Origin of the sequence: Luteibacter aegosomatissinici (genome assembly GCF_023078495.1) — a bacterium.
Lineage (GTDB): Bacteria > Pseudomonadota > Gammaproteobacteria > Xanthomonadales > Rhodanobacteraceae > Luteibacter > Luteibacter aegosomatissinici.
On the sequence record NZ_CP095742.1, the window covers coordinates 327,756 to 345,544 of the forward strand.

The following is a 17,789-nucleotide window of genomic DNA, read 5'->3' on the forward strand; positions in this document are numbered from 1 at the left end:
TTACGGGGCGTTGCCGCTGAACGCCTTGGGCGTGGCGCCTTCGATCTTGCCGACCTTGGCCGAGTCGCTGATGTAGAGCTGCACCTCGCGCTCGAAGGTCATGGTGCCGGTGACCACCGCATGCGGCCCGATGATGATCGTGGGCGGACGGCTGTCGCTGCTGCTCCAGCTCATGCGTGGCTTCTTCACGAGGATGCCGCCTTCGACCTGCGAGCCCTCGCCGACCGTGATGTTGGCGTTGACCGTTTCGATGCCGCCCCCGACATGCGCCCGCTCGAGCGTGATATCGCCATTGACGTTCGAAAGATGGCCGGCGACGTTCGCACCTTGCTCCAGCTTGACGCGTCCGTTGACGTTTTCCAGCTCGCCCTTGATCTGTGCGTGGTCATTCAGCGTGACGCTTCCGTTCACGGTGTGAACTTCATCGGCCGTCGCTCCCTTGCCCAGTTCGACCGAACCATTGACCGAATGGGCCTTCTCCACGATGGCCTGGTCACCAATGCGGACCGAGCCATTGACGGTGCCGACGTCACCGGCGCGCTGGCCGGCCTCGACGCTGGCCGTGCCGTTGACCTTGCTGATGTCCTCGGCCGCAAGGGCGGCACCCGCAAAGGACAGGGCGATAACAACTGAAAACAGGGTACGACGCATGGTGTACTGCTCCACGGGTGGACTGGATCCCTAGGATGCGCCATGGCGGCGCAAGGTTTAGCGTGACTTGCGGCAGGGGTAGCTCCGGAGTTGACCTCCCCGGGCCGGCGTTCCACCATCGGATTTTCCCCTCGCATCGTTGGACGCCATGTACAAGCTTGTGATGATTCGCCACGGCCAGTCGGCCTGGAACCTCGAAAACCGCTTCAGCGGCTGGGCCGATGTCGACCTCAGCGAGCAGGGCGTGGCCGAGGCCAAAGAGGCCGGTCGCCTGCTCAAGGAAGCCGGTTTCAGCTTCAACATCGCCCATACCTCGTACCTGAAGCGCGCCGTCCGCACGCTGTGGCACGTGCAGGACGAGATGGACCTGATGTGGATCCCGGTGGTGACCGACTGGCGCCTCAACGAGCGTCACTACGGCGCGCTCACCGGCCTGAACAAGGCCGAGACCGCCGCGAAGTACGGCGATGACCAGGTGAAGATCTGGCGCCGTAGCTACGACACCCCGCCGCCGGCCCTGAAGCCGGGCGAGATGTCGTTCGCCGACGATGCCCGCTACGAAGGTATTGCCGAGGTACCGCTCACCGAGTGCCTGAAGGACACCGTGGCCCGCGTGCTGCCGTACTGGCACGACGTGCTGGCTCCGGCGATCAAGGCGGGCAATAACGTGCTCATGGCGGCGCACGGCAACTCCATGCGCGCGCTGGTGAAGTACTTCGACGGTATCTCCGACGACGACATCGCCGAACTCAACATCCCCAACGGCATCCCGCTGGTGTACGAGTTCGATGAGAACCTGAAGGCCGTGAAGCACTACTACCTGGGCGATGCCGACGAGATCGCCGCCAAGATGGCCGCGGTGGCCAACCAGGGCAAGGCCAAGGCCTGACCCCTGTAGGAGTGCGCTCGCGCGCGATCCCCCTATCTGACAACCGTCACCCTCAAAGGGTGGCGACTGCCCATAGGGGGAGTCCTGGCGGCGGCGCTAAGGTAGCCCCACACCGATAACCCGAGACCTCACCATGCTCCTCCAGGCCGCCGCCGCAACCACGCCCGCCCTCGTCCCGGTCGCCATGGCCGGCCTCATGGTCTGGGTCGTCTACCGCCGTGTCCGCCGCAACTTTGGCCGCCAGACCATCCACACCCGCAAGATGGCCATTCGCGTGGGCCTGTTCGTCCTGGTCTCGTGCCTGCTCATGACCATCGGCTTTGCCAGCATTCGCCTGGCCGAGGGCGCCCTGGCTGGCCTGATCGTCGGTGCGGCTCTCGGCATGGTCGGGCTGAAACTGACGCGCTTCGAGCTCGGGACGGGTGATACGGATGCCTACATCCCCAACCCCTGGATTGGCGCGGCCCTTACGGCCCTGCTGATCGGGCGCATGGCTTACCGCTTCATCGTCGTGGGGGCCGCCATGCACGCGGGTGCCGCGGCGCCCGCCCACGGCCCGGCGCCGGGCGATAGCCCGCTGACCATGGCGGTGGTGGGGCTGACCTTGGGTTACTACCTGGCGTACTACGCCGGCATCCTGGTCCACCACCGCCGCTTCAAGCGGCAGGCGCTGGGCCAGGCGGCCTGAGCGGGAAGCCCTTAGAGGGCGTCGTTGTCCAGTTCGCCGGTACGGATACGAACGACCTGCTCCAGCGAGCTGACGAAGATCTTGCCGTCGCCGATCTTGCCCGTGCGGGCGGCCTGCTGGATAGCCTCGACCACCCGCTCCAGCTGGTCGTCGGCCACGGCCACTTCCAGCTTGATCTTGGGCAGGAAATCCACGACGTACTCGGCGCCGCGGTAGAGCTCGGTATGCCCCTTCTGCCGGCCGAAGCCCTTCACCTCCGTCACCGTGACGCCCTGCACGCCTACGTCGGCGAGGGCCTCGCGGACATCGTCCAGCTTGAACGGCTTGATGATGGCGACCACCAGCTTCATGTATTGAACTCCTTGGGGCGCACCGGCTGCAGGCACGCGGACAGCCATTGTGCCATAGGCCTGTGTCCCGGCCGCCTTGGGTGGTTTGTAGGAAAAACCCTACACTACGTAGGGGCGAAGGCTGATAGCGCCTACAAAAGATTCACCTAGAATTTATTCCACGACGTCGGGGTTTGCAGGATGGATGTGAAGGGTATCGACCAACTCGCTGAGCGGTTGGCATCGTTGGTTCCGCCAGGGCTGGCGCAAGCGCGTGAGGATCTGCACGCCAACTTTAAAGATATCCTGGCTCAAGGATTGCGCCGCCTCGATCTCGTAACGCGAGAGGAATTCGACGTTCAGAGCCAGGTACTCGCACGGACCCGCGAAAGGCTCGAAAGCTTGGAAAAGCGGGTCGCCAGCCTGGAAGCCGGCGCCACGCCTAGCGGCCAGTAAAGAAGGACGGCCGCGAGGTCCCGGGACCGCCCCCGATCCGTCACCCTCACCCCGAGAGCGGTCGGGGGCGGTTATTTCCCAAAACCTGCGCAAAGGAGTGCGTCATGCGAACCCGGTCCAGCACGGATCCATGCTCGCGGCCCATCCTGATCCGTAAGCGGTTACGCTTCCCCGCCTCATGAGCCTCGCTGTCACGCTATCGCGCGCGCAGGAGGGTGTCGCGGCGCCCCAGGTGGTCGTCGAGGTCCACCTCTCCGGCGGGTTGCCATCCACCTCCATTGTCGGCCTGCCCGAGGCGGCCGTACGTGAGGCCCGCGATCGTGTCCGTGTCGCTATCCAGAACACCGCCTTCGAATACCCGAGTCGCCGCATCACGGTGAACCTCGCCCCGGCCGAGCTGCCGAAAGATGGCGGCCGGTTCGACCTGGCGATTGCCCTGGGTATCCTGGCCGCCGGTTCGCAGGTACCTCGCGAGCGACTGGACGACTGTGAGTTTCTGGGTGAGCTCGCCCTGTCCGGTGAGCTCCGCCCGGTGCCCGGCATTCTCCCCGCACTGATCCGCGCCCGCCGCTGCGGCCGGCGCATCGTCGTGCCGCGCGCGAATGCGGCCGAGGCCGCCCTGGTCGGCGAGGGCGACATCCTGCTGGCCGATAGCCTGGCCGACGTGTGCGCCTGGCTGCGAGGGAAAGGCGAGCTGGCCAGCCCCAACGCGCCTGACTTTTATGACGTACCCATCGGCGGTGCCGACATGGGCGATGTGCGCGGCCAGCACCAGGCGCGCCGCGCGCTGGAGATCGCCGCGGCCGGCCGTCACCACCTGTTGATGATCGGGCCACCGGGTACCGGCAAGACCATGCTCGCCGAACGCTTGCCCGGCATCCTGCCTTCCATGACGGAATCGGAGGCGCTCGAGAGTTGCGCCATCCGTTCGCTGGCGGGGGAGGGCATCGATCCCTCCGCCTGGCGCCGCCGGCCGTTCCGCGCGCCCCACCACACCGCGTCGGGACCTGCGCTTGTGGGTGGCGGCTCGTCACCGCGCCCTGGCGAGATATCGCTGGCGCATAACGGCGTGCTGTTCCTCGATGAGTTGCCGGAGTTCAGCCGGCACGTGCTCGAAGTGCTGCGCGAGCCCCTGGAATCGGGGCAGATCGTGATCTCGCGCGCCGCGCGCCAGTCCACGTTTCCCGCCGAGTTCCAACTGGTCGCCGCTATGAATCCCTGTCCCTGCGGGTTCCAGGGCGATCCATTGCACGAGTGCCGGTGCACACCGGATCAGGTGTCGCGCTACCGAGCGAAGATCTCCGGGCCACTGCTCGATCGCATCGACCTGTGCGTGGAAGTGCCGCGCGTGTCGATCGCGGACCTCTCGGCTCCGCGTGGCCCGCATGACGACGACAGCGCCACCGTCCGCAAGCGCGTCGTCGCGGCACGCGAAAAAGCCCTGCTACGGGCCGGGCAGCCGAACGCCGAACTCAGCGTCGTGAATCTGGAGCGCGATTGCGCATTGCCATCCGCCGAGCGCGATTGGCTGGAAGGTGCGCTGGACAAGCTGGGCGCCTCGGCGCGCGCGTACCACCGCATCCTGCGCGTAGCGCGGACGATCGCAGACCTTGAGGGCGGCAGCGGGTGCGTGGAGCAGGCGCACCTGGCTGAGGCGATGCATTACCGGCGGTTTTGAAGCAGCCGAGTGGCGGTGCCCGATGAAGAACGGGGCAAGCAGAGCCAAATGGAAACGGGAATGGGATTGAAGACGGGTCTCGTTGGGGCGCAACCTCGGCAGACACTGCGTTCCCGGGAGTGTTGATATGCCCTCGTACTTGCTTCTCGCTTTCGCCATGGGTGTGGCGACGCCAGCGGCCGCACCGGACTTTCCAGCCACGCTTCCCTCGAGCTCCACATCGATCACGTACCACAAGATCGACGTAGACGGCGTCGGCATGTTCTACCGCGAAGCAGGGCCGAAGGACGCGCCCACCATCGTGCTCCTGCACGGTTTCCCGTCGTCATCGCGCATGTTCGATACGCTGTTTCCACTGCTGGCGCCGAAGTATCACCTGATCGCGCCGGACTATCCGGGGTTCGGCAACAGCGATGCGCCACCGCCATCGCAGTACACGTACACATTCGATCATCTGGCCGAGTCGACGAATGCGTTGCTCGAGAAACTGAAGATCGATCGCTACGTGATGTACCTGCAGGACTACGGTGGCCCGATCGGCTATCGCATCGCGGTGAAGCATCCGGAGCGTGTGCGTGCCCTGATACTTCAGAACGCCAACGCCTACAAGGAAGGTCTCGGCGCGAAGTGGGTGAACATCGCCAAGTTCTGGGAGAACCCGGATGCGCATCCGGAGGTATTCGAGGCGTTCACGTCGTTCGAAGGGACGAAGCAGCGGCACATCGCCGGCAGCACACACCCGGAGCGATACAGCCCCGACCTCTGGGTGGACGAATACGCCTTCCTGAGCAGGCCGGGGCAGGCCGAGATCCAGAAGGCGCTGCTCTACGACTACCGGACCAACATCGCTTCGTACCCGGCGTGGCAGGCGTGGTTCCGAGAGAAACAGCCACCCACGCTGATTGTGTGGGGCTCCCACGATCCGTCATTCACCGCTGCTGGGGGCGATGCATTCCGGCGCGATCTGCCGAAGGCAGACATCCACCAGCTCAATGCCGGGCACTTCGCGCTCGATGAGAAGGTGGATGAGATCGCGTCACTTATCCTGCGGTTCCTCGGGAGGCTTGGAGACTGAGCGCCATTCGCGTGCGAGGTCTTCGTTGAGATCCATTAGCCAGTCCGGGGGAGGATTGCGACGACGCCATGAGTACAGGGCATCCGTATTGCTCGCTGCACTCACCGCGACCCCGCCGATGTCAGCCTCGGCCGCATCCCCTGTCAGAGTTAATACTTATTTCATGTACTGACTAGTTGACAAAAGGGGTGGGGGAGGCGGAGAATTCTGTACCAGGCGGTTCGCTAATGGCTGCCTGCCCCGTCCCGGTGCTGGCTACCCCTCCCTCCCCCCGCGTCAGCACCGGGACCGGCCTTTAGCTTCACATCCCCTTCTATATGCTTCTCACTTAGTCGGCCCACCGTTTTGGTGCAGGCCGATTCTTTTTATGGGCCAGGGGTTTATATGCGCTTAGAGCTGGGGATGCTGCTGACCTTGATGCTTGGCATCGGGTTCCTGTGCCAATGGCTGGCCTGGCGGGTACGGCTACCGGCCATCCTGTTCCTGCTGCTCGCCGGCATCCTGGCGGGACCGGTCACCGGGCTGCTGCAGCCCGACAAGGTGATGGGCGATCTGTTGTTCCCTGTCGTGTCGCTCGCCGTGGCGATCATCCTCTTCGAGGGGAGCCTCACCCTGCGCTTCCACGAGTTGAAGGGGATCGGGCATGCGGTACGCGGCCTGGTCACCTACGGTGCTGTCGTCGCACTGCTGATGCTGGCCACCGCAGCGCATTTCATAGGCGGCCTGGGCTGGGAGCTATCGCTTCTTTTCGGCGCGCTCACGTGCGTGACGGGGCCTACCGTGATCGCTCCGATGCTGCGCACCGTGCGCCCGAATGCACGCATTGCCAACGTGCTTCGCTGGGAAGGCATCGTCATCGATCCGGTGGGCGCGCTGTTCGCCGTGCTGGTGTACGAGGCGATCGCGTCGCACCGCGAAGGGCATTCGTTGCAAGTGTTCCTTGGTACGGTGGCGTGCGGTGCCGCCGTTGGTGCCGTGGCCGCATTCATCCACGGCAACCTGCTGCGCCGCCATTGGATCCCCGAATACCTGCAGAACTTCGGCACGCTGGCAGCGGTGCTCATCGCCTTCAGCGTGTCCAACGCGATCGCGCACGAATCGGGCCTGCTCGCCGTGACCATCATGGGCATCGCGCTCGGCAACATGCGCGACGTGCACATCGATGACATCATGGATTTCAAGGAGCACCTGACCACGCTGCTGGTGTCCACGCTGTTCATCCTGCTTGCCGCAAGGCTGGATTGGCCCCTCCCGCAAGGCACGCTCGCCGCGGGGATCATGATTTTTGCCGTAGCACAGCTCATCATCCGCCCGCTCTCGGTCTGGATATCCAGCCTTGGCAGCGGCCTGACGTGGCGTGAGCGCGCGTTGGTGGCCTGGGTCGCACCGCGCGGCATCGTCGCCGCGTCGGTGTCGGCGCTGTTCGCCATCCGTCTCGAGGGCGCAGGCATGGCGGGCGCGGACAAACTCGTACCGCTGGTATTCCTGATGATCATTGGCACCGTGGTATTCCAGGGTGCCACGGCGCGGCCCCTGGCGCGGTGGCTGCGTGTCGCCGAGCCCGAGCCGCGTGGCGTGCTGGTGTACGGTGCGAACGCGGTAGCCCTGGAGATTGCGCGCGCGCTGCACGCGGTCGACGGCTTGCGCGTCGTGGTGGCCGATGACGACTGGCATGGCATCCGCACCGCTCGAATGGAAGGCGTGCCTACATTCTTCGGTAATCCCGCATCACAGGCCGCCGACCGAAACCTCGATCTGGCCGGGATCGGCCACCTGATGGCCATGTCCACGCATCGCGAACTCAACTCGCTGGTGAGCGTGCATTACCGTGAGGAATTTGGCCGCGAGAAGGTGTTCCGCCTGCGTAACCTGTCGCCGGAAGAGAGCCACGGGCGCGTCTCGCTTGCCGGGAGCCTGCTCGCACCGGCGCTGTTCGCGGAAGACATGACCCACGCGCGGTTCGATGATCTCCTGCGAGAGGGCTGGCGAATCAAATCGACACGGTTGAGCGAAACCTTCGACTGGTCGCGCTTCACCGAGCAGTACGGCGACAACGTCGTGCCATTGTTCGGCGTGGAAGCCCGCGGCGATCTTCGTATCGCCACGGGCCAACGCCCGCTCGAGCCGAAGCCCGGCTGGACGGTCATGGCGCTGGTGCCACCCGCGCCGTGACCGCCCGCGGCGGTTATGCCGCCGATGCCGGGTGGAACTGGCTTTCCTCGGTGGAGCCCGACAGGGCCGACAAGGAGCTTAGCGAGCCCGAGATGACCTGGTTCACCTTGTCGAAGTATCCCGTGCCCACTTCGCGCTGGTGCTTGGCGGCCGTGTAGCCGTCCTTCTCCGCGGCGAACTCCGCCTCCTGCAGGGCCACGTAGGCTTCCATCTGGTGATCGCGGTAGCCGCGGGCCAGCTGGAACATGGAGTAGTTCAGGGCGTGGAAGCCGGCCAGGGTGATGAACTGGAACGCGTAGCCAAGCTTGCCCAGGTCGTTCTGGAAGCTGGCGATGGTCTTCTCGTCCAGATTCTTCTTCCAGTTGAAGCTGGGCGAGCAGTTGTAGGCCAGCTTCTTGCCTGGGAACTTCGCGTGGATGGCTTCGGCGAAGCGACGCGCCTCATCCATGTCCGGCGTGGACGTCTCGCACCAGATCAGATCGGCATACGGGGCGTAGGCCAGGCCGCGGCTGATCGCCTGCTCGATGCCCTGTTCGCTTTCGTAGAAGCCCTCCACCGTGCGCTTGCCCGTGAGGAACGGCTTGTCGTAATCATCGACATCCGACGTGACAAGGCCGGCACCCATGGCGTCGGTGCGTGCCACGATGAGCGTGGGCACGCCCGCGACGTCCGCGGCCAGGCGGGCGGCGACGAGCTTCTGTACGGCTTCCTGGGTCGGCACCAGCACCTTGCCACCCATGTGGCCACACTTCTTCGCGCTGGCCAGCTGGTCCTCGAAGTGCACGCCGGCGGCGCCGGCCTCGATCATGTGCATCATCAGCTCGTAGGCATTCAGCACGCCACCGAAGCCTGCTTCGGCATCGGCCACGATCGGCACCAGCCAATCAAGGCCATCCTTGCCTTCCGCGTGATGAATCTGGTCAGCGCGAAGCAGGGTTTTGTTGATCTTGCGCACCACGTTGGGCACGGAATCCACGGGGTATAGCGACTGGTCGGGGTACATCGTGCCGGCGGTGTTCGCATCGGCCGCCACCTGCCAGCCCGACAGATAGATCGCCTGGAGGCCCGCCTTCACCTGTTGCATGGCCTGGTTACCCGTGAGCGCGCCGAGCGCATTCACGTAGGGGCGCTCGTGCATCGACCGCCACAGGCGATCGGCACCGCGGCGCGCCAGGGTGTATTCCACCTGCACGGTGCCGCGCAGGCGGACCACGTCATCGGCGGTGTACGGGCGCTCGACGCCGTTCCAGCGTTCGTTGTTCTTCCAGTCGAGCGTGATCTGTTCAGCGGTGTGCGTCTTCATCGTCGTACTCCTAAAGGAATGAATCAGGCCAGGTGTTCGTAGGCGGGCAGGGTGAGGAAGTCGCGCAGTTCGCTCGCATGTGTCAGTGCTTTGATGAGTGCAGCGGCTTCGTCGGCGCGTGCGGCGCCGGGGTGGGTCGATGCACGAAGGCGGTGTGCGTGTGCGGAAAGTGCCTGGTCGAACAGTGGCATCGTGATCGGCGCGTGGTCGCTGAACTCCACAGGGCCGTGGTGCAGCCACTGCCATAGCTGTGCACGGGCGATCTCCGCAGTGGCGGCGTCTTCCATCAGGTTGTGGATGGGGACGCAGCCCTGGCCATCGAGCCAGGCCGCCGTGTAGCGCAGGCACACTTCCACGTTGTTGTCGAAACCGGCGCGGGTCACGGTGCCGTTGGCGGGTGCGATCAGCGCGTCGCGGCTGGCGGTGACATCGTCGCGCGTGACATGCAACTGGTTCGGCATGGGCATGTGCTCGTCGAAGATAGCGGCGGCAACGGGGACGAGGGCGGGATGCGCCACCCACGTTCCATCGTGGCCCGCCGTCACTTCGCGCAGCTTGTCGGCACGCACCTTCGCCATCGCCGCATCGTTCGCCTGGTCATCCCCGCGGATGGGGATCTGTGCGGCCATGCCGCCCATCGCGAAGGCGCCGCGGCGATGGCAGGTCTTGATCAACTGTTCCGAGTACGCCCTCAGGAACGGCACCGTCATCACGACCTGGCCGCGCTCGGGCAGCAAGCGATCGGCGTGGGCGCGAAAGGTTTTCAGGTACGAGAAGATGTAATCCCAGCGGCCGCAATTCAGGCCGACGATGCGCGTGCGCAACGCATGCAGGATTTCATCCATCTGGAAGACGGCGGGTAGGGTCTCGATCAGCACCGTGGCCTTCATGCAGCCGCGCGGCAACGCGAGCACGTCCTCGGCGTGGGCCATGACGTCGTCCCACAGCGCGGCCTCTTCCATCGACTGCAGCTTGGGCAGGTAGAAATAGGGGCCGCGGTCGCGAGCGTGCAGGGCCTTGGCGTTGTGGAATGCAAACAGGCCAAAGTCCAGTAGCGAACCCGCCAGCACATCCCCGTCGATCTCCACGTGGCGCTCGGGCAGGTGCCACCCGCGCGGACGAACCACGAGCACGGCAGGGTTGGTCCCCACGACGTACCGCTTGCCCTCGGCATTGGTGAACTCGATGGTGCCTTCGACGGCGTCGCGGAGGTTGCGCTGCCCTTCGATCTGGTTTGTCCAGGTCGGGGCGCTGGAGTCCTCGAAATCGGCCATGAACACTTTCGCGCCCGAGTTCAACGCGTTGATGATCATCTTGCGTTCGACCGGACCGGTGATCTCCACGCGGCGGTCCTGGAGGGCCGTCGGAATCGGGGCAACCGTCCAGTCGTTCTCGCGGATGGCGCGGGTGTCGGCACGGAAGTCCGGGAGATCGCCGGCGTCATAGCGAAGCTGGCGGGCCGTCCGCTCGGCCAGCAAGGCCAGGCGGCGGCTATCAAAGCGGCGGTGCAGGTCGGCGACGAATGCCAGGGCTGCCGGTGTCAGCACATCGGCGAAAGCTTCGTCAGCTCCCTGCAGGCGGACGCCAGCCAGGGGATTCATCACGCTCTTGGGAACGGCCATCGGTCCTGCCTCCAGCTTTGGGTCTGGAGGCCAAGCTACGGCCGGGCGCTTGCTGTTGACAAAGCATATGTTTCAATCCATAACATTAACTGCGTTAATAAGTAACGTAACTGGCTGCTTTAACTGAGGTAAATGGCATGCCTAACAAGCTGAATGCCGCCAGTAAGGCGGCCAAACGGCCAGGAAAGCGCCTGGCGTCCAAGGCATCGGTCCCCGAGGGCGACCCGGCCAGCCGCTTCTATTACAAGGGCAATCGCCTCAAGCAGTTGCGCGCATTCGTGTACATCACGCGGCTGGGGACCTTGAGCCGGGCCGCCGAGGCACTGTTTCTGTCTCAGCCCTCCGTGAGCCTCCAGCTCCAGGCACTTGAGCGCGAGCTGGGCGCGCCGCTGGTTGAGCGCACCCGTCGACGCATCACGCTGACCGATGCCGGCGAGACGCTGTACGAGATGGCCCGCCCGCTCGTCGAGGGATTCGAGAACCTGGATCGCGAGTTCGCGGCGAAGACGCGCGGCAAGCAGTCGGGGCGCCTGACGGTCGCCGCTGGCGCCTCGACGATCCAGTACCTGCTTCCCGATCTGGTGAAGGCGTACCGGGAGCGCTACCCCGACGTACAGTTGCAGCTCGCCAACGTGACCGGCAAGGACGGCATGGCGCTACTGCGGGCGGACGAAGCGGATATCGCGATCGGATCGATGCTCGATGTGCCCAACGACATCGCGTGGGCCCCGGTGTACCACTACGACCCGATGCTGATCATGCCGCCCGACCATCCCCTGGCGTCGAAGGAAACGATCCGCCTGGAGGACCTGTCACCGTACGGCTTGATCCTGCCGCCACAGCGACTCACCACGTTCCGGCTGGTCGATCTGGTGTTCCAGCAACGCCGCGTGCCTTACACCGTGGCGATTGAAGTCGGTGGCTGGGATGTGATCAAGCAGTACGTGGCCATGGGGTTGGGCATTTCGATTGTCACGGGCATCTGTATCACCGATGCGGATCGCGAGCGCCTTGTCGTGCGCAACCTTCGTCAGTACTTTCCACAGCGAAGCTATGGCGTAGTGATGAGAAAGGGCAAGTTTCTCAGTCCGGAAGCGAGGGCATTCATCGACTTGATCAAGCCGGGACTGTTGACTCATCGTGACTACGATGAGTCAGGGCATTCCGAAAGATAGCCGCTATGCCCAGTCGCTGAAAGCGCGGCGGTGTAGGCGCGAGGTCGAATCGAGCCAGTGCGCGAATCTTGCCATGCCAGCGTAGTAGGAGGCGCACCCCGATCCTGGTACGTATTGCTGAAACCCGGCGGCAAACGTAACCCCCGAATCCATGCTCCCAACGAGATCAAGCAGGCTGTCGTCGTTGTCGGGGGCGTACGGCTTTCTGATCGTGCAAAGCTCAAGTTTCTGCGCATCACTGATGGCTCCATCCTTATAGAGGCTCTCTGCAAGGCCTCGCAATTCACTCGGGCGAACGGACCGTGCATCGATGCGATCGATGATCCGCCGCGATGCAACGGAGAGACCGGCGTATGAGGGTGGGGGCTTCGCGTAAAGCAATGGCTGGCTCATTAGGCGCATTCGACTCTCCTCTCGGCGCCTTACGATGGCCTATCGCATCCGTGGCATGCGTAGGAGGAATGCTTGAGTGCGCGTCATCCTTCGGCTTAAAGCGTGCTGATTGGCGCGGGCGAAGCCGAAATGTGTGTAGGGGAAAGGCTCGCCTACGCGAGGTCATAGCAACGGCAACGCGCAATCTAGTTAGGGTCGGCACTCCATCAACGTAGGAGTGGAAATGCGAAAGATCACTTTGGTAACGCTTGGTCTCGTCGCCGCAGCGTCTGCATGCAACGCTCACGCAACCAACTGTCGAGCGTACTCACCGCGCCTGAGTTACGACGGAAAGCTCGCCATCGGCGAATCGAAGCACGTGACCCAATGGCATAGTCCCTGCGCTGGCGCGATCAACGCGTCCGCTGCGAAAGGGCGTCTTACTCTGTTGGTCCAGGATGGCGGGGTCTGGCGCGAGATCAAGACCGGAATCTCCACGATCTTCCCGAGGCTGCCCTCGGGAACCTATCGTTTGGTCGTCAGCAACCCCTACGGCATTCCCACCGACTACAAGGTCAGCCTGAAATACGGTACGGGTTGATCAGGCGTCGTGATGCTTGCCGTGGTAGCCCACGAACATGGCGCGGATACGCGCCATGTCCGCGTCAGGATCATCCGTCGTGTGGACGAGGGGGCCCAGCGTGAACGTTTTCGTCGGGTAATCGATGAAGACCGTTTGGATAGGCACGTCAGCGGCACGGGCGATACGCAGGAACCCGGATTTCCAGTGCTCAACCTTCTTGCGCGTGCCCTCGGGGGCGATGCCAAGCCACAGCTTGTCGGCACCGGCGAAGCGCTCGACCATCTGGTCCACGATATTCGTGGCCGCCTTGCGGTCGATCGGGATCAGGCGCAGGCGGCGCACGATTGGCGCGAGCGGGCCATCGAATACCTCACGCTTGATCATCACACCAAGATCCAGGCGGATGGCCTGCAGCATCATCAGACCGTACACGCCATCCCAGTTCGACGAGTGCGGCGCGCCGATCAGGACAAGTTTCTTCTCATTGGGCATCTCGCCGACGAGCCGCCAACCGGTGCGCTTGATCGTCCACCGGCAGAGCCGACGGAACCAGGATTCCGGCAGGCGAGGTACGTTGGGCGGGAAATCGGTGGGCACGCCGTTCATTCGCGGCTCCAGTCACGTGAGCGTGTGCGCTTGGTCTGCCCGCGCTGTGCCTTGCCCGCCAGGCGGCGTTCCTTCGATGCGCGCGTGGGCTTCGTCGCGACGCGCTTCTTTGCTACCAGCGTGGCCGCGTGAATGATTTCGGCAAGCCGCTCCCTCGCATCGTCGCGATTGCGTGCCTGGTCGCGGAACCGGCGGGCCTGGATCACCAGTGTTCCGGCATCTGTCATGCGCCGGTCGCGGCGGGCAAGCAGGCGCTCGCGTACCTCATCCGGTAGCGAGGGCGAGTTCGCCACGTCGAACCGGAGCTCAACGGCGCTTTCGGTGCGATTGACGTGCTGGCCGCCGGGGCCATCGGCGCGCGTGAAGCGCTCGATGAGCTCGCCTTCGGGAATCGAGATAGTTGGGCTGACGATAAGCATGACGGTGGCGGATTCTAGCAGCGTGAGGTCAGCCGTCATGACGCAGCGCAGTCGCGCGGGCGCCGCTTACATGCTGCGGCGGAATCGGCTGACTGTCTGCGCAAGCAACTTTTGGGATTCTAGTGCTCCACATCGTCGTCTGGAGCCTTTGGCATGTTTAACGTTAAACTTGCGCCCATACCGTGTCCCGAGCGCGCGATTGGCTTCGAAGTGGAAAACGCGATCAAACTGCCCAAGCTTCGTTCGCTCGTCGCTGCCGATCTCGTCGGCGACGTCGAAGTGGTCGGCCGTCGCGGCGGCTGGGTTATCCGCGTGACGACCGGCGAGGCAAGCCCTCCGCTGCTGGCCGCGGCGACGGGCGCCATTCGCGTTTTTACTACCTCCGATAGCGCCATCCAGCAGTTGATCCGGTTGGGCATCACCCGCTTTCAGGTCATTGCGGACGAGTACGAAAGCGGCACCCTTCGAGCCGCCCGGCCTGATCGAGCGGCCGTTCTCAAGCAACAGGCCGAATACGATGCCTGGCTCAAGGCAAAGCTCGACGTCGTTGATGCCGCCATGGCGGCCGGCGCGGAGGCGATGTTTCCTTCCGATGAGGGGCGGCGTCGCGTTCAGGAAAGGTTGGCGCACTACAAGGCGGGGCGCCACAAGGGCTGACAGCCGTGGCTGTCTGGGCGCTTACGCACACCCGGCGTCAGTGGCATCAGCACCTGTGATGCCAGTAGCCAGGACTCGAACGGCCTCATCCCACGCGAAGCGCGCGATCAGCCGCTGCCACGTATCGTCCAGACCCGCCTCGATAAGCATCGGGTGCTGAGTCGCCGGGTGAATAAACGTCAGCCGCTCGGCATGCAACAACAACCGGTGCGAACTGAAGTGCTGTTTGAACAGCCGGTTGTGATCGCCGCGGCCGTGTTGGCTATCGCCCACGATCGGGTGGTGGATGTGCGCGAAATGTTTTCGGATCTGACGGAAACGGCCCGTACGCGGCTCGGCCGCAACCAGTGCATAGCGCTGCTTTTCGTAGCGGCCCAGTGGGATATCGACCTCCACGGTGGCCAGGCGGCGGTAATCCGTCGCGGCGTCGCGGCGTGGGCCGGTATCGCGTGAGCCGGGCAGCGGGTAATCGATGGTGCCTTCGGTGGGCTCGGGCCAGCCACGCACCACCGCGAGATAGCGCTTGCTCACCGATCGGCCCATGAACTGCTCGCCCAAGGCGCTGGCCATCTCTGGCGACCGAGCCACGAGCAATACGCCCGACGTAGCGCGATCCAGCCGGTGCGCCAGATGTAAGCGCCCCTCGACCTGCTCGCGGAGCAGGTCGATCAGGAACGCATCGTCGGGGCCGACGAACTTGGACCGGTGGACCGCCAGGTTGGCCGGCTTGTTGACGGCGACGATGTCGTCGTCCTGGTAAAGGATTTCAAGCACGGCGGGGATCAGGCGTGGCGTCGCGGCCAACCCGCGACAAAGGCCACGATGCCCAGCACGGCGGCCACCACGGCGGGCCAGAAGCCGCGCGGCGCAAGCGTGCCGACCAGCGCAGCGCAGATGAGCAGGGACGAGCCCAGCATGCCAAAAGCCAGCAGCCGGCGAGTGCGCCGCGCTTCTTCCTGGGCCAGCGCAAGGGTGCGCGGATCGGCGACCTCACGGCGTTCACCGCTGGCCACCTGGCGCAGCGCATCGCGCACCAGTTCCGGCACACGCGGCGCCGTGTGGATCCACTCGGGCAGGCGGCGGCGTACATCGCGCAGGGTGGCGCGTACGCTGTAACGCTCGCGCAGGATGCGGCGGAGCACCGGATGCGCCACGGCCCAGATATCGATCTCCGGGTCGAGCATGCGGCCGACGCCTTCGATGTTCAGCAGCGTCTTCTGCAACAGGATGAGCTGCGGTTGCAACGTCAGCTCAAAGCGGCGTGCGGTCTGGAACAACTTCACCACCAGTTCGGCGATCGAGATCTGCGAAAGCGGCCGGGTGAAATAGGGTTCGCATACCGTGCGTACCGCGGCTTCGAGCTCGTCCAGGCGGATGGTTGAAGGCATCCAGCCAGCGGCGACATGTAGCTGGGCGATGCGCGCGTAATCGCGCTCGAACAGGGCGATGAAGTTCTCGGCCAGCCAATACTGGTCCGCTTCCGGGAGCGAACCCATGATGCCGAAATCGAGCGCGATGAAACGCGGTTCATCGACCCGTGAGGTATCCACCCAGATGTTGCCGGGGTGGGCATCCGCGTGGAAGAAGTTGTCGCGGAACACCTGTTCGTAGAACAAGCGTACGCCCTTCTCCGCGAGATGCTTGCGATCCAGGCCTGCCGCGTCGATCGCGGCGATATCATCGGCGCTCACGCCACGTACGCGCTCGAGGGTGAGCGCGCGCTCGGTGCTTAGATCCCAGTGCACCTCAGGCACGTAAAGATCCACGCCGCTGGCGAAGTTGCGCCGGAGCAGGCTGGCGCTCGCGCCTTCGCGCTGCAGATCCAGCTCGTTGTCGAGCATCTTCTCCACTTCCGCGACCACTTCGAGCGGGCGGATCTTGTCGGCGTTCGGGTGCCAGCGCTGGGCCAGCTCACCGAGTGAGTGCAGCAGATCGATATCACGGGCGATGCGCTTGTCGATGCCGGGGCGCAGCACCTTCACGACCACCTCGCGACCGTCGTGCAGCGTGGCCGCATGCACCTGGGCAATCGACGCGGACGCGAGCGGCACCTCATCGAACGTTGCAAACAGCGTGGTGACCGGCGCCTTCAGCTCGCGCTCAATGATCGCGCGCGCTTCAGTCCCCGGAAACGGTGGCACCTGATCCTGCAGCAACGCCAGTTCGTCGGCCACGTCGGCCGGGACAAGGTCGCGACGGGTGGAAAGCACCTGGCCCGCCTTGACGAAGATAGGGCCGAGTTCGGTCAGCGCCAGGCGCAACCGCGCACCACGCGGCAGCTTGCGAACCTCCGCAGGCGCCTGGGGGAAGAACAGCCTCATCAGCTTCAGCGGGCGGTAGAGGTGTGCACCATCGACGAGTTCATCGAGCTGGTACTTCAACAGGATGGCGGCAACGCGTAGCAGCCGTGGAGCGAGGCGCAACGGCGTCATGCGCCCGTCCCCTTCCGGGTGCGTTCGATACGGGCGAGGCGGGCTTCGAGGCGTTCGGTGCGCTCACGCACGGCGTCCACGCCATCGAGGAACGCTTCCATTTCACCAGGTGCCACGGCCACGCGGCCCTCGTCACGTAGCCAGTCGGCGCCATCCTCGACCAGGTGCCGGCCGGACTCGCGGGCATGCGAAAGCCCTTCACGCAGGGCCTTGGCCAGTGCCACGCCCAGCGTGTCGCCGAAGGTCTTCGCAAAGGCCTCCTCGACATCGGGTGCGTACTGCCGGGCGAGGCGTTCAAGGCGGCGGGCGAGTTCGGCATCGCCGGCGATATCCACCTTGCCGGGCGCCACGCCGTCGTCATCCCGGCGCAAGGCCATGGCCAACAGGCTGCCGGGCGAGGCCGTGACACGCAGGCTGCCGCCGTCTTCAGGCGGCCCGACGCGCAGGCGGCCCTTCTCAACGGTGATCCGCAGTGCGAGCTCCGGCCCGGTCATGTGCACCTGCACGCTACGGCCATCAAGGACATCGAGGCGGGTGCGGGTATCCGGGTCCAGATCGACCGCGCGGTTGAGCGCCGCCTCCATGGCGCGGCCAGCGAGGGCGCGCAGGGGGCGGGGCAGGAAACGGTTGGGGCCAGCGTCGGCCGGGGAACGGTCGGGGGTCATGCCACGATTGTAGCCCG

18 protein-coding genes are annotated in these 17,789 nt (G+C 64.8%); 9 read left to right on the forward strand and 9 right to left on the reverse strand.

What is annotated here, in order from left to right:
* A complete protein-coding gene (locus L2Y97_RS01510) occupies positions 1-651 on the reverse strand; it encodes a DUF4097 family beta strand repeat-containing protein (protein WP_247432063.1) in 651 nt (216 codons plus the stop codon).
* 148 nt (positions 652-799) lie between these two features.
* Here L2Y97_RS01510 and gpmA point away from each other — a divergent pair, with 148 nt between their 5' ends.
* Complete coding sequence (gpmA, locus tag L2Y97_RS01515; protein ID WP_247432066.1) at positions 800-1,540, forward strand: 2,3-diphosphoglycerate-dependent phosphoglycerate mutase; 741 nt, start codon at positions 800-802, stop codon at positions 1,538-1,540.
* 133 nt (positions 1,541-1,673) lie between these two features.
* The gene (locus tag L2Y97_RS01520) at positions 1,674-2,228 is read left to right on the forward strand and encodes a CcdC protein domain-containing protein (RefSeq protein WP_247432068.1); all 555 of its coding nucleotides are present in this window, start codon (positions 1,674-1,676) and stop codon (positions 2,226-2,228) included.
* An 11-nt stretch (positions 2,229-2,239) separates the two neighbouring features.
* On the opposite strand, the gene glnK is transcribed toward L2Y97_RS01520, so the two are convergent.
* Positions 2,240-2,578 (reverse strand): P-II family nitrogen regulator, encoded by a 339-nt coding sequence (glnK, locus tag L2Y97_RS01525; RefSeq protein ID WP_247432070.1) that lies wholly within the window; start codon positions 2,576-2,578, stop codon positions 2,240-2,242.
* Positions 2,579-2,758: 180 nt separating this feature from the next.
* Between glnK and ubiK the strand changes: the two genes are divergently transcribed.
* The 4 genes from ubiK to L2Y97_RS01545 all read left to right on the forward strand — a co-directional run bounded on the left by ubiK (position 2,759) and on the right by L2Y97_RS01545 (position 7,938).
* Complete coding sequence (gene ubiK / locus L2Y97_RS01530; RefSeq protein WP_247432072.1) at positions 2,759-3,013, forward strand: ubiquinone biosynthesis accessory factor UbiK; 255 nt, start codon at positions 2,759-2,761, stop codon at positions 3,011-3,013.
* A gap of 178 nt (positions 3,014-3,191) precedes the next feature.
* A complete protein-coding gene (locus L2Y97_RS01535) occupies positions 3,192-4,691 on the forward strand; it encodes a YifB family Mg chelatase-like AAA ATPase (RefSeq protein WP_247432075.1) in 1,500 nt (499 codons plus the stop codon).
* A gap of 127 nt (positions 4,692-4,818) precedes the next feature.
* Positions 4,819-5,766, forward strand: coding sequence for an alpha/beta fold hydrolase (locus L2Y97_RS01540; protein ID WP_247432077.1), 948 nt, complete (start codon positions 4,819-4,821; stop codon positions 5,764-5,766).
* 384 nt (positions 5,767-6,150) lie between these two features.
* The gene (locus tag L2Y97_RS01545; protein ID WP_247432080.1) at positions 6,151-7,938 is read left to right on the forward strand and encodes a cation:proton antiporter; all 1,788 of its coding nucleotides are present in this window, start codon (positions 6,151-6,153) and stop codon (positions 7,936-7,938) included.
* Positions 7,939-7,951: 13 nt separating this feature from the next.
* Here L2Y97_RS01545 and aceA read toward each other — a convergent pair whose 3' ends face one another.
* Positions 7,952-9,241 carry an isocitrate lyase gene (gene aceA, locus L2Y97_RS01550; protein WP_247432083.1) on the reverse strand — a complete coding sequence of 430 codons (1,290 nt, stop codon included), beginning with the start codon at positions 9,239-9,241 and terminating at the stop codon, positions 7,952-7,954.
* 23 nt (positions 9,242-9,264) lie between these two features.
* Complete coding sequence (aceB, locus tag L2Y97_RS01555; RefSeq protein WP_425492809.1) at positions 9,265-10,863, reverse strand: malate synthase A; 1,599 nt, start codon at positions 10,861-10,863, stop codon at positions 9,265-9,267.
* A 137-nt stretch (positions 10,864-11,000) separates the two neighbouring features.
* Here aceB and L2Y97_RS01560 point away from each other — a divergent pair, with 137 nt between their 5' ends.
* Positions 11,001-12,038: a LysR family transcriptional regulator gene (locus tag L2Y97_RS01560; protein ID WP_247432086.1), complete on the forward strand. Its 1,038-nt coding sequence runs from the start codon at positions 11,001-11,003 to the stop codon at positions 12,036-12,038.
* 616 nt (positions 12,039-12,654) lie between these two features.
* Positions 12,655-13,011: a hypothetical protein gene (locus tag L2Y97_RS01565; RefSeq protein ID WP_247432088.1), complete on the forward strand. Its 357-nt coding sequence runs from the start codon at positions 12,655-12,657 to the stop codon at positions 13,009-13,011.
* Here the strand turns inward: L2Y97_RS01565 and L2Y97_RS01570 are convergent, their stop codons facing one another.
* Together L2Y97_RS01570 and arfB are read right to left on the reverse strand one after the other, a co-directional pair.
* On the reverse strand, positions 13,012-13,599 hold the full coding sequence (locus L2Y97_RS01570; protein ID WP_247432091.1) for a 1-acyl-sn-glycerol-3-phosphate acyltransferase: 588 nt from the start codon (positions 13,597-13,599) through the stop codon (positions 13,012-13,014).
* Positions 13,596-14,018, reverse strand: coding sequence for an alternative ribosome rescue aminoacyl-tRNA hydrolase ArfB (gene arfB / locus L2Y97_RS01575; protein ID WP_247436976.1), 423 nt, complete (start codon positions 14,016-14,018; stop codon positions 13,596-13,598). Before arfB ends, L2Y97_RS01570 begins: the two co-directional genes overlap by 4 nt.
* A gap of 153 nt (positions 14,019-14,171) precedes the next feature.
* On the opposite strand from arfB, the gene L2Y97_RS01580 reads away from it, so the two are divergent.
* Positions 14,172-14,675 (forward strand): hypothetical protein, encoded by a 504-nt coding sequence (locus L2Y97_RS01580; protein WP_247432094.1) that lies wholly within the window; start codon positions 14,172-14,174, stop codon positions 14,673-14,675.
* 21 nt (positions 14,676-14,696) lie between these two features.
* Here L2Y97_RS01580 and L2Y97_RS01585 read toward each other — a convergent pair whose 3' ends face one another.
* Genes L2Y97_RS01585 through L2Y97_RS01595 form a run of 3 tightly spaced genes read right to left on the reverse strand, consistent with a single transcriptional unit; the run spans position 14,697 to position 17,772 of the window.
* Positions 14,697-15,449 carry a pseudouridine synthase gene (locus tag L2Y97_RS01585; RefSeq protein WP_247432097.1) on the reverse strand — a complete coding sequence of 251 codons (753 nt, stop codon included), beginning with the start codon at positions 15,447-15,449 and terminating at the stop codon, positions 14,697-14,699.
* 8 nt (positions 15,450-15,457) lie between these two features.
* Entirely contained in the window at positions 15,458-17,107 is a 1,650-nt protein-coding gene (gene ubiB, locus L2Y97_RS01590; protein WP_247432100.1) for a ubiquinone biosynthesis regulatory protein kinase UbiB, read from the reverse strand.
* On the reverse strand, positions 17,104-17,772 hold the full coding sequence (locus tag L2Y97_RS01595; RefSeq protein ID WP_247432103.1) for a ubiquinone biosynthesis accessory factor UbiJ: 669 nt from the start codon (positions 17,770-17,772) through the stop codon (positions 17,104-17,106). Before L2Y97_RS01595 ends, ubiB begins: the two co-directional genes overlap by 4 nt.
* Positions 17,773-17,789: the final 17 nt, after the last annotated feature.

What these genes read in the sequence shown, in the direction of transcription:
- L2Y97_RS01570 (WP_247432091.1), bottom strand. Translation starts at nt 13,599, where the DNA reads ATGAACGGCGTGCCCACCGATTTCCCGCCCAACGTACCTCGCCTGCCG.
- L2Y97_RS01540 (WP_247432077.1), top strand. Translation starts at nt 4,819, where the DNA reads ATGCCCTCGTACTTGCTTCTCGCTTTCGCCATGGGTGTGGCGACGCCA.
- arfB (WP_247436976.1), bottom strand. Translation starts at nt 14,018, where the DNA reads ATGCTTATCGTCAGCCCAACTATCTCGATTCCCGAAGGCGAGCTCATC.
- aceA (WP_247432083.1), bottom strand. Translation starts at nt 9,241, where the DNA reads ATGAAGACGCACACCGCTGAACAGATCACGCTCGACTGGAAGAACAAC.
- gpmA (WP_247432066.1), top strand. Translation starts at nt 800, where the DNA reads ATGTACAAGCTTGTGATGATTCGCCACGGCCAGTCGGCCTGGAACCTC.
- L2Y97_RS01510 (WP_247432063.1), bottom strand. Translation starts at nt 651, where the DNA reads ATGCGTCGTACCCTGTTTTCAGTTGTTATCGCCCTGTCCTTTGCGGGT.
- L2Y97_RS01565 (WP_247432088.1), top strand. Translation starts at nt 12,655, where the DNA reads ATGCGAAAGATCACTTTGGTAACGCTTGGTCTCGTCGCCGCAGCGTCT.
- L2Y97_RS01560 (WP_247432086.1), top strand. Translation starts at nt 11,001, where the DNA reads ATGCCTAACAAGCTGAATGCCGCCAGTAAGGCGGCCAAACGGCCAGGA.
- L2Y97_RS01595 (WP_247432103.1), bottom strand. Translation starts at nt 17,772, where the DNA reads ATGACCCCCGACCGTTCCCCGGCCGACGCTGGCCCCAACCGTTTCCTG.
- L2Y97_RS01580 (WP_247432094.1), top strand. Translation starts at nt 14,172, where the DNA reads ATGTTTAACGTTAAACTTGCGCCCATACCGTGTCCCGAGCGCGCGATT.
- ubiK (WP_247432072.1), top strand. Translation starts at nt 2,759, where the DNA reads ATGGATGTGAAGGGTATCGACCAACTCGCTGAGCGGTTGGCATCGTTG.
- ubiB (WP_247432100.1), bottom strand. Translation starts at nt 17,107, where the DNA reads ATGACGCCGTTGCGCCTCGCTCCACGGCTGCTACGCGTTGCCGCCATC.
- L2Y97_RS01535 (WP_247432075.1), top strand. Translation starts at nt 3,192, where the DNA reads ATGAGCCTCGCTGTCACGCTATCGCGCGCGCAGGAGGGTGTCGCGGCG.
- glnK (WP_247432070.1), bottom strand. Translation starts at nt 2,578, where the DNA reads ATGAAGCTGGTGGTCGCCATCATCAAGCCGTTCAAGCTGGACGATGTC.
- aceB (WP_425492809.1), bottom strand. Translation starts at nt 10,863, where the DNA reads ATGGCCGTTCCCAAGAGCGTGATGAATCCCCTGGCTGGCGTCCGCCTG.
- L2Y97_RS01545 (WP_247432080.1), top strand. Translation starts at nt 6,151, where the DNA reads ATGCGCTTAGAGCTGGGGATGCTGCTGACCTTGATGCTTGGCATCGGG.
- L2Y97_RS01520 (WP_247432068.1), top strand. Translation starts at nt 1,674, where the DNA reads ATGCTCCTCCAGGCCGCCGCCGCAACCACGCCCGCCCTCGTCCCGGTC.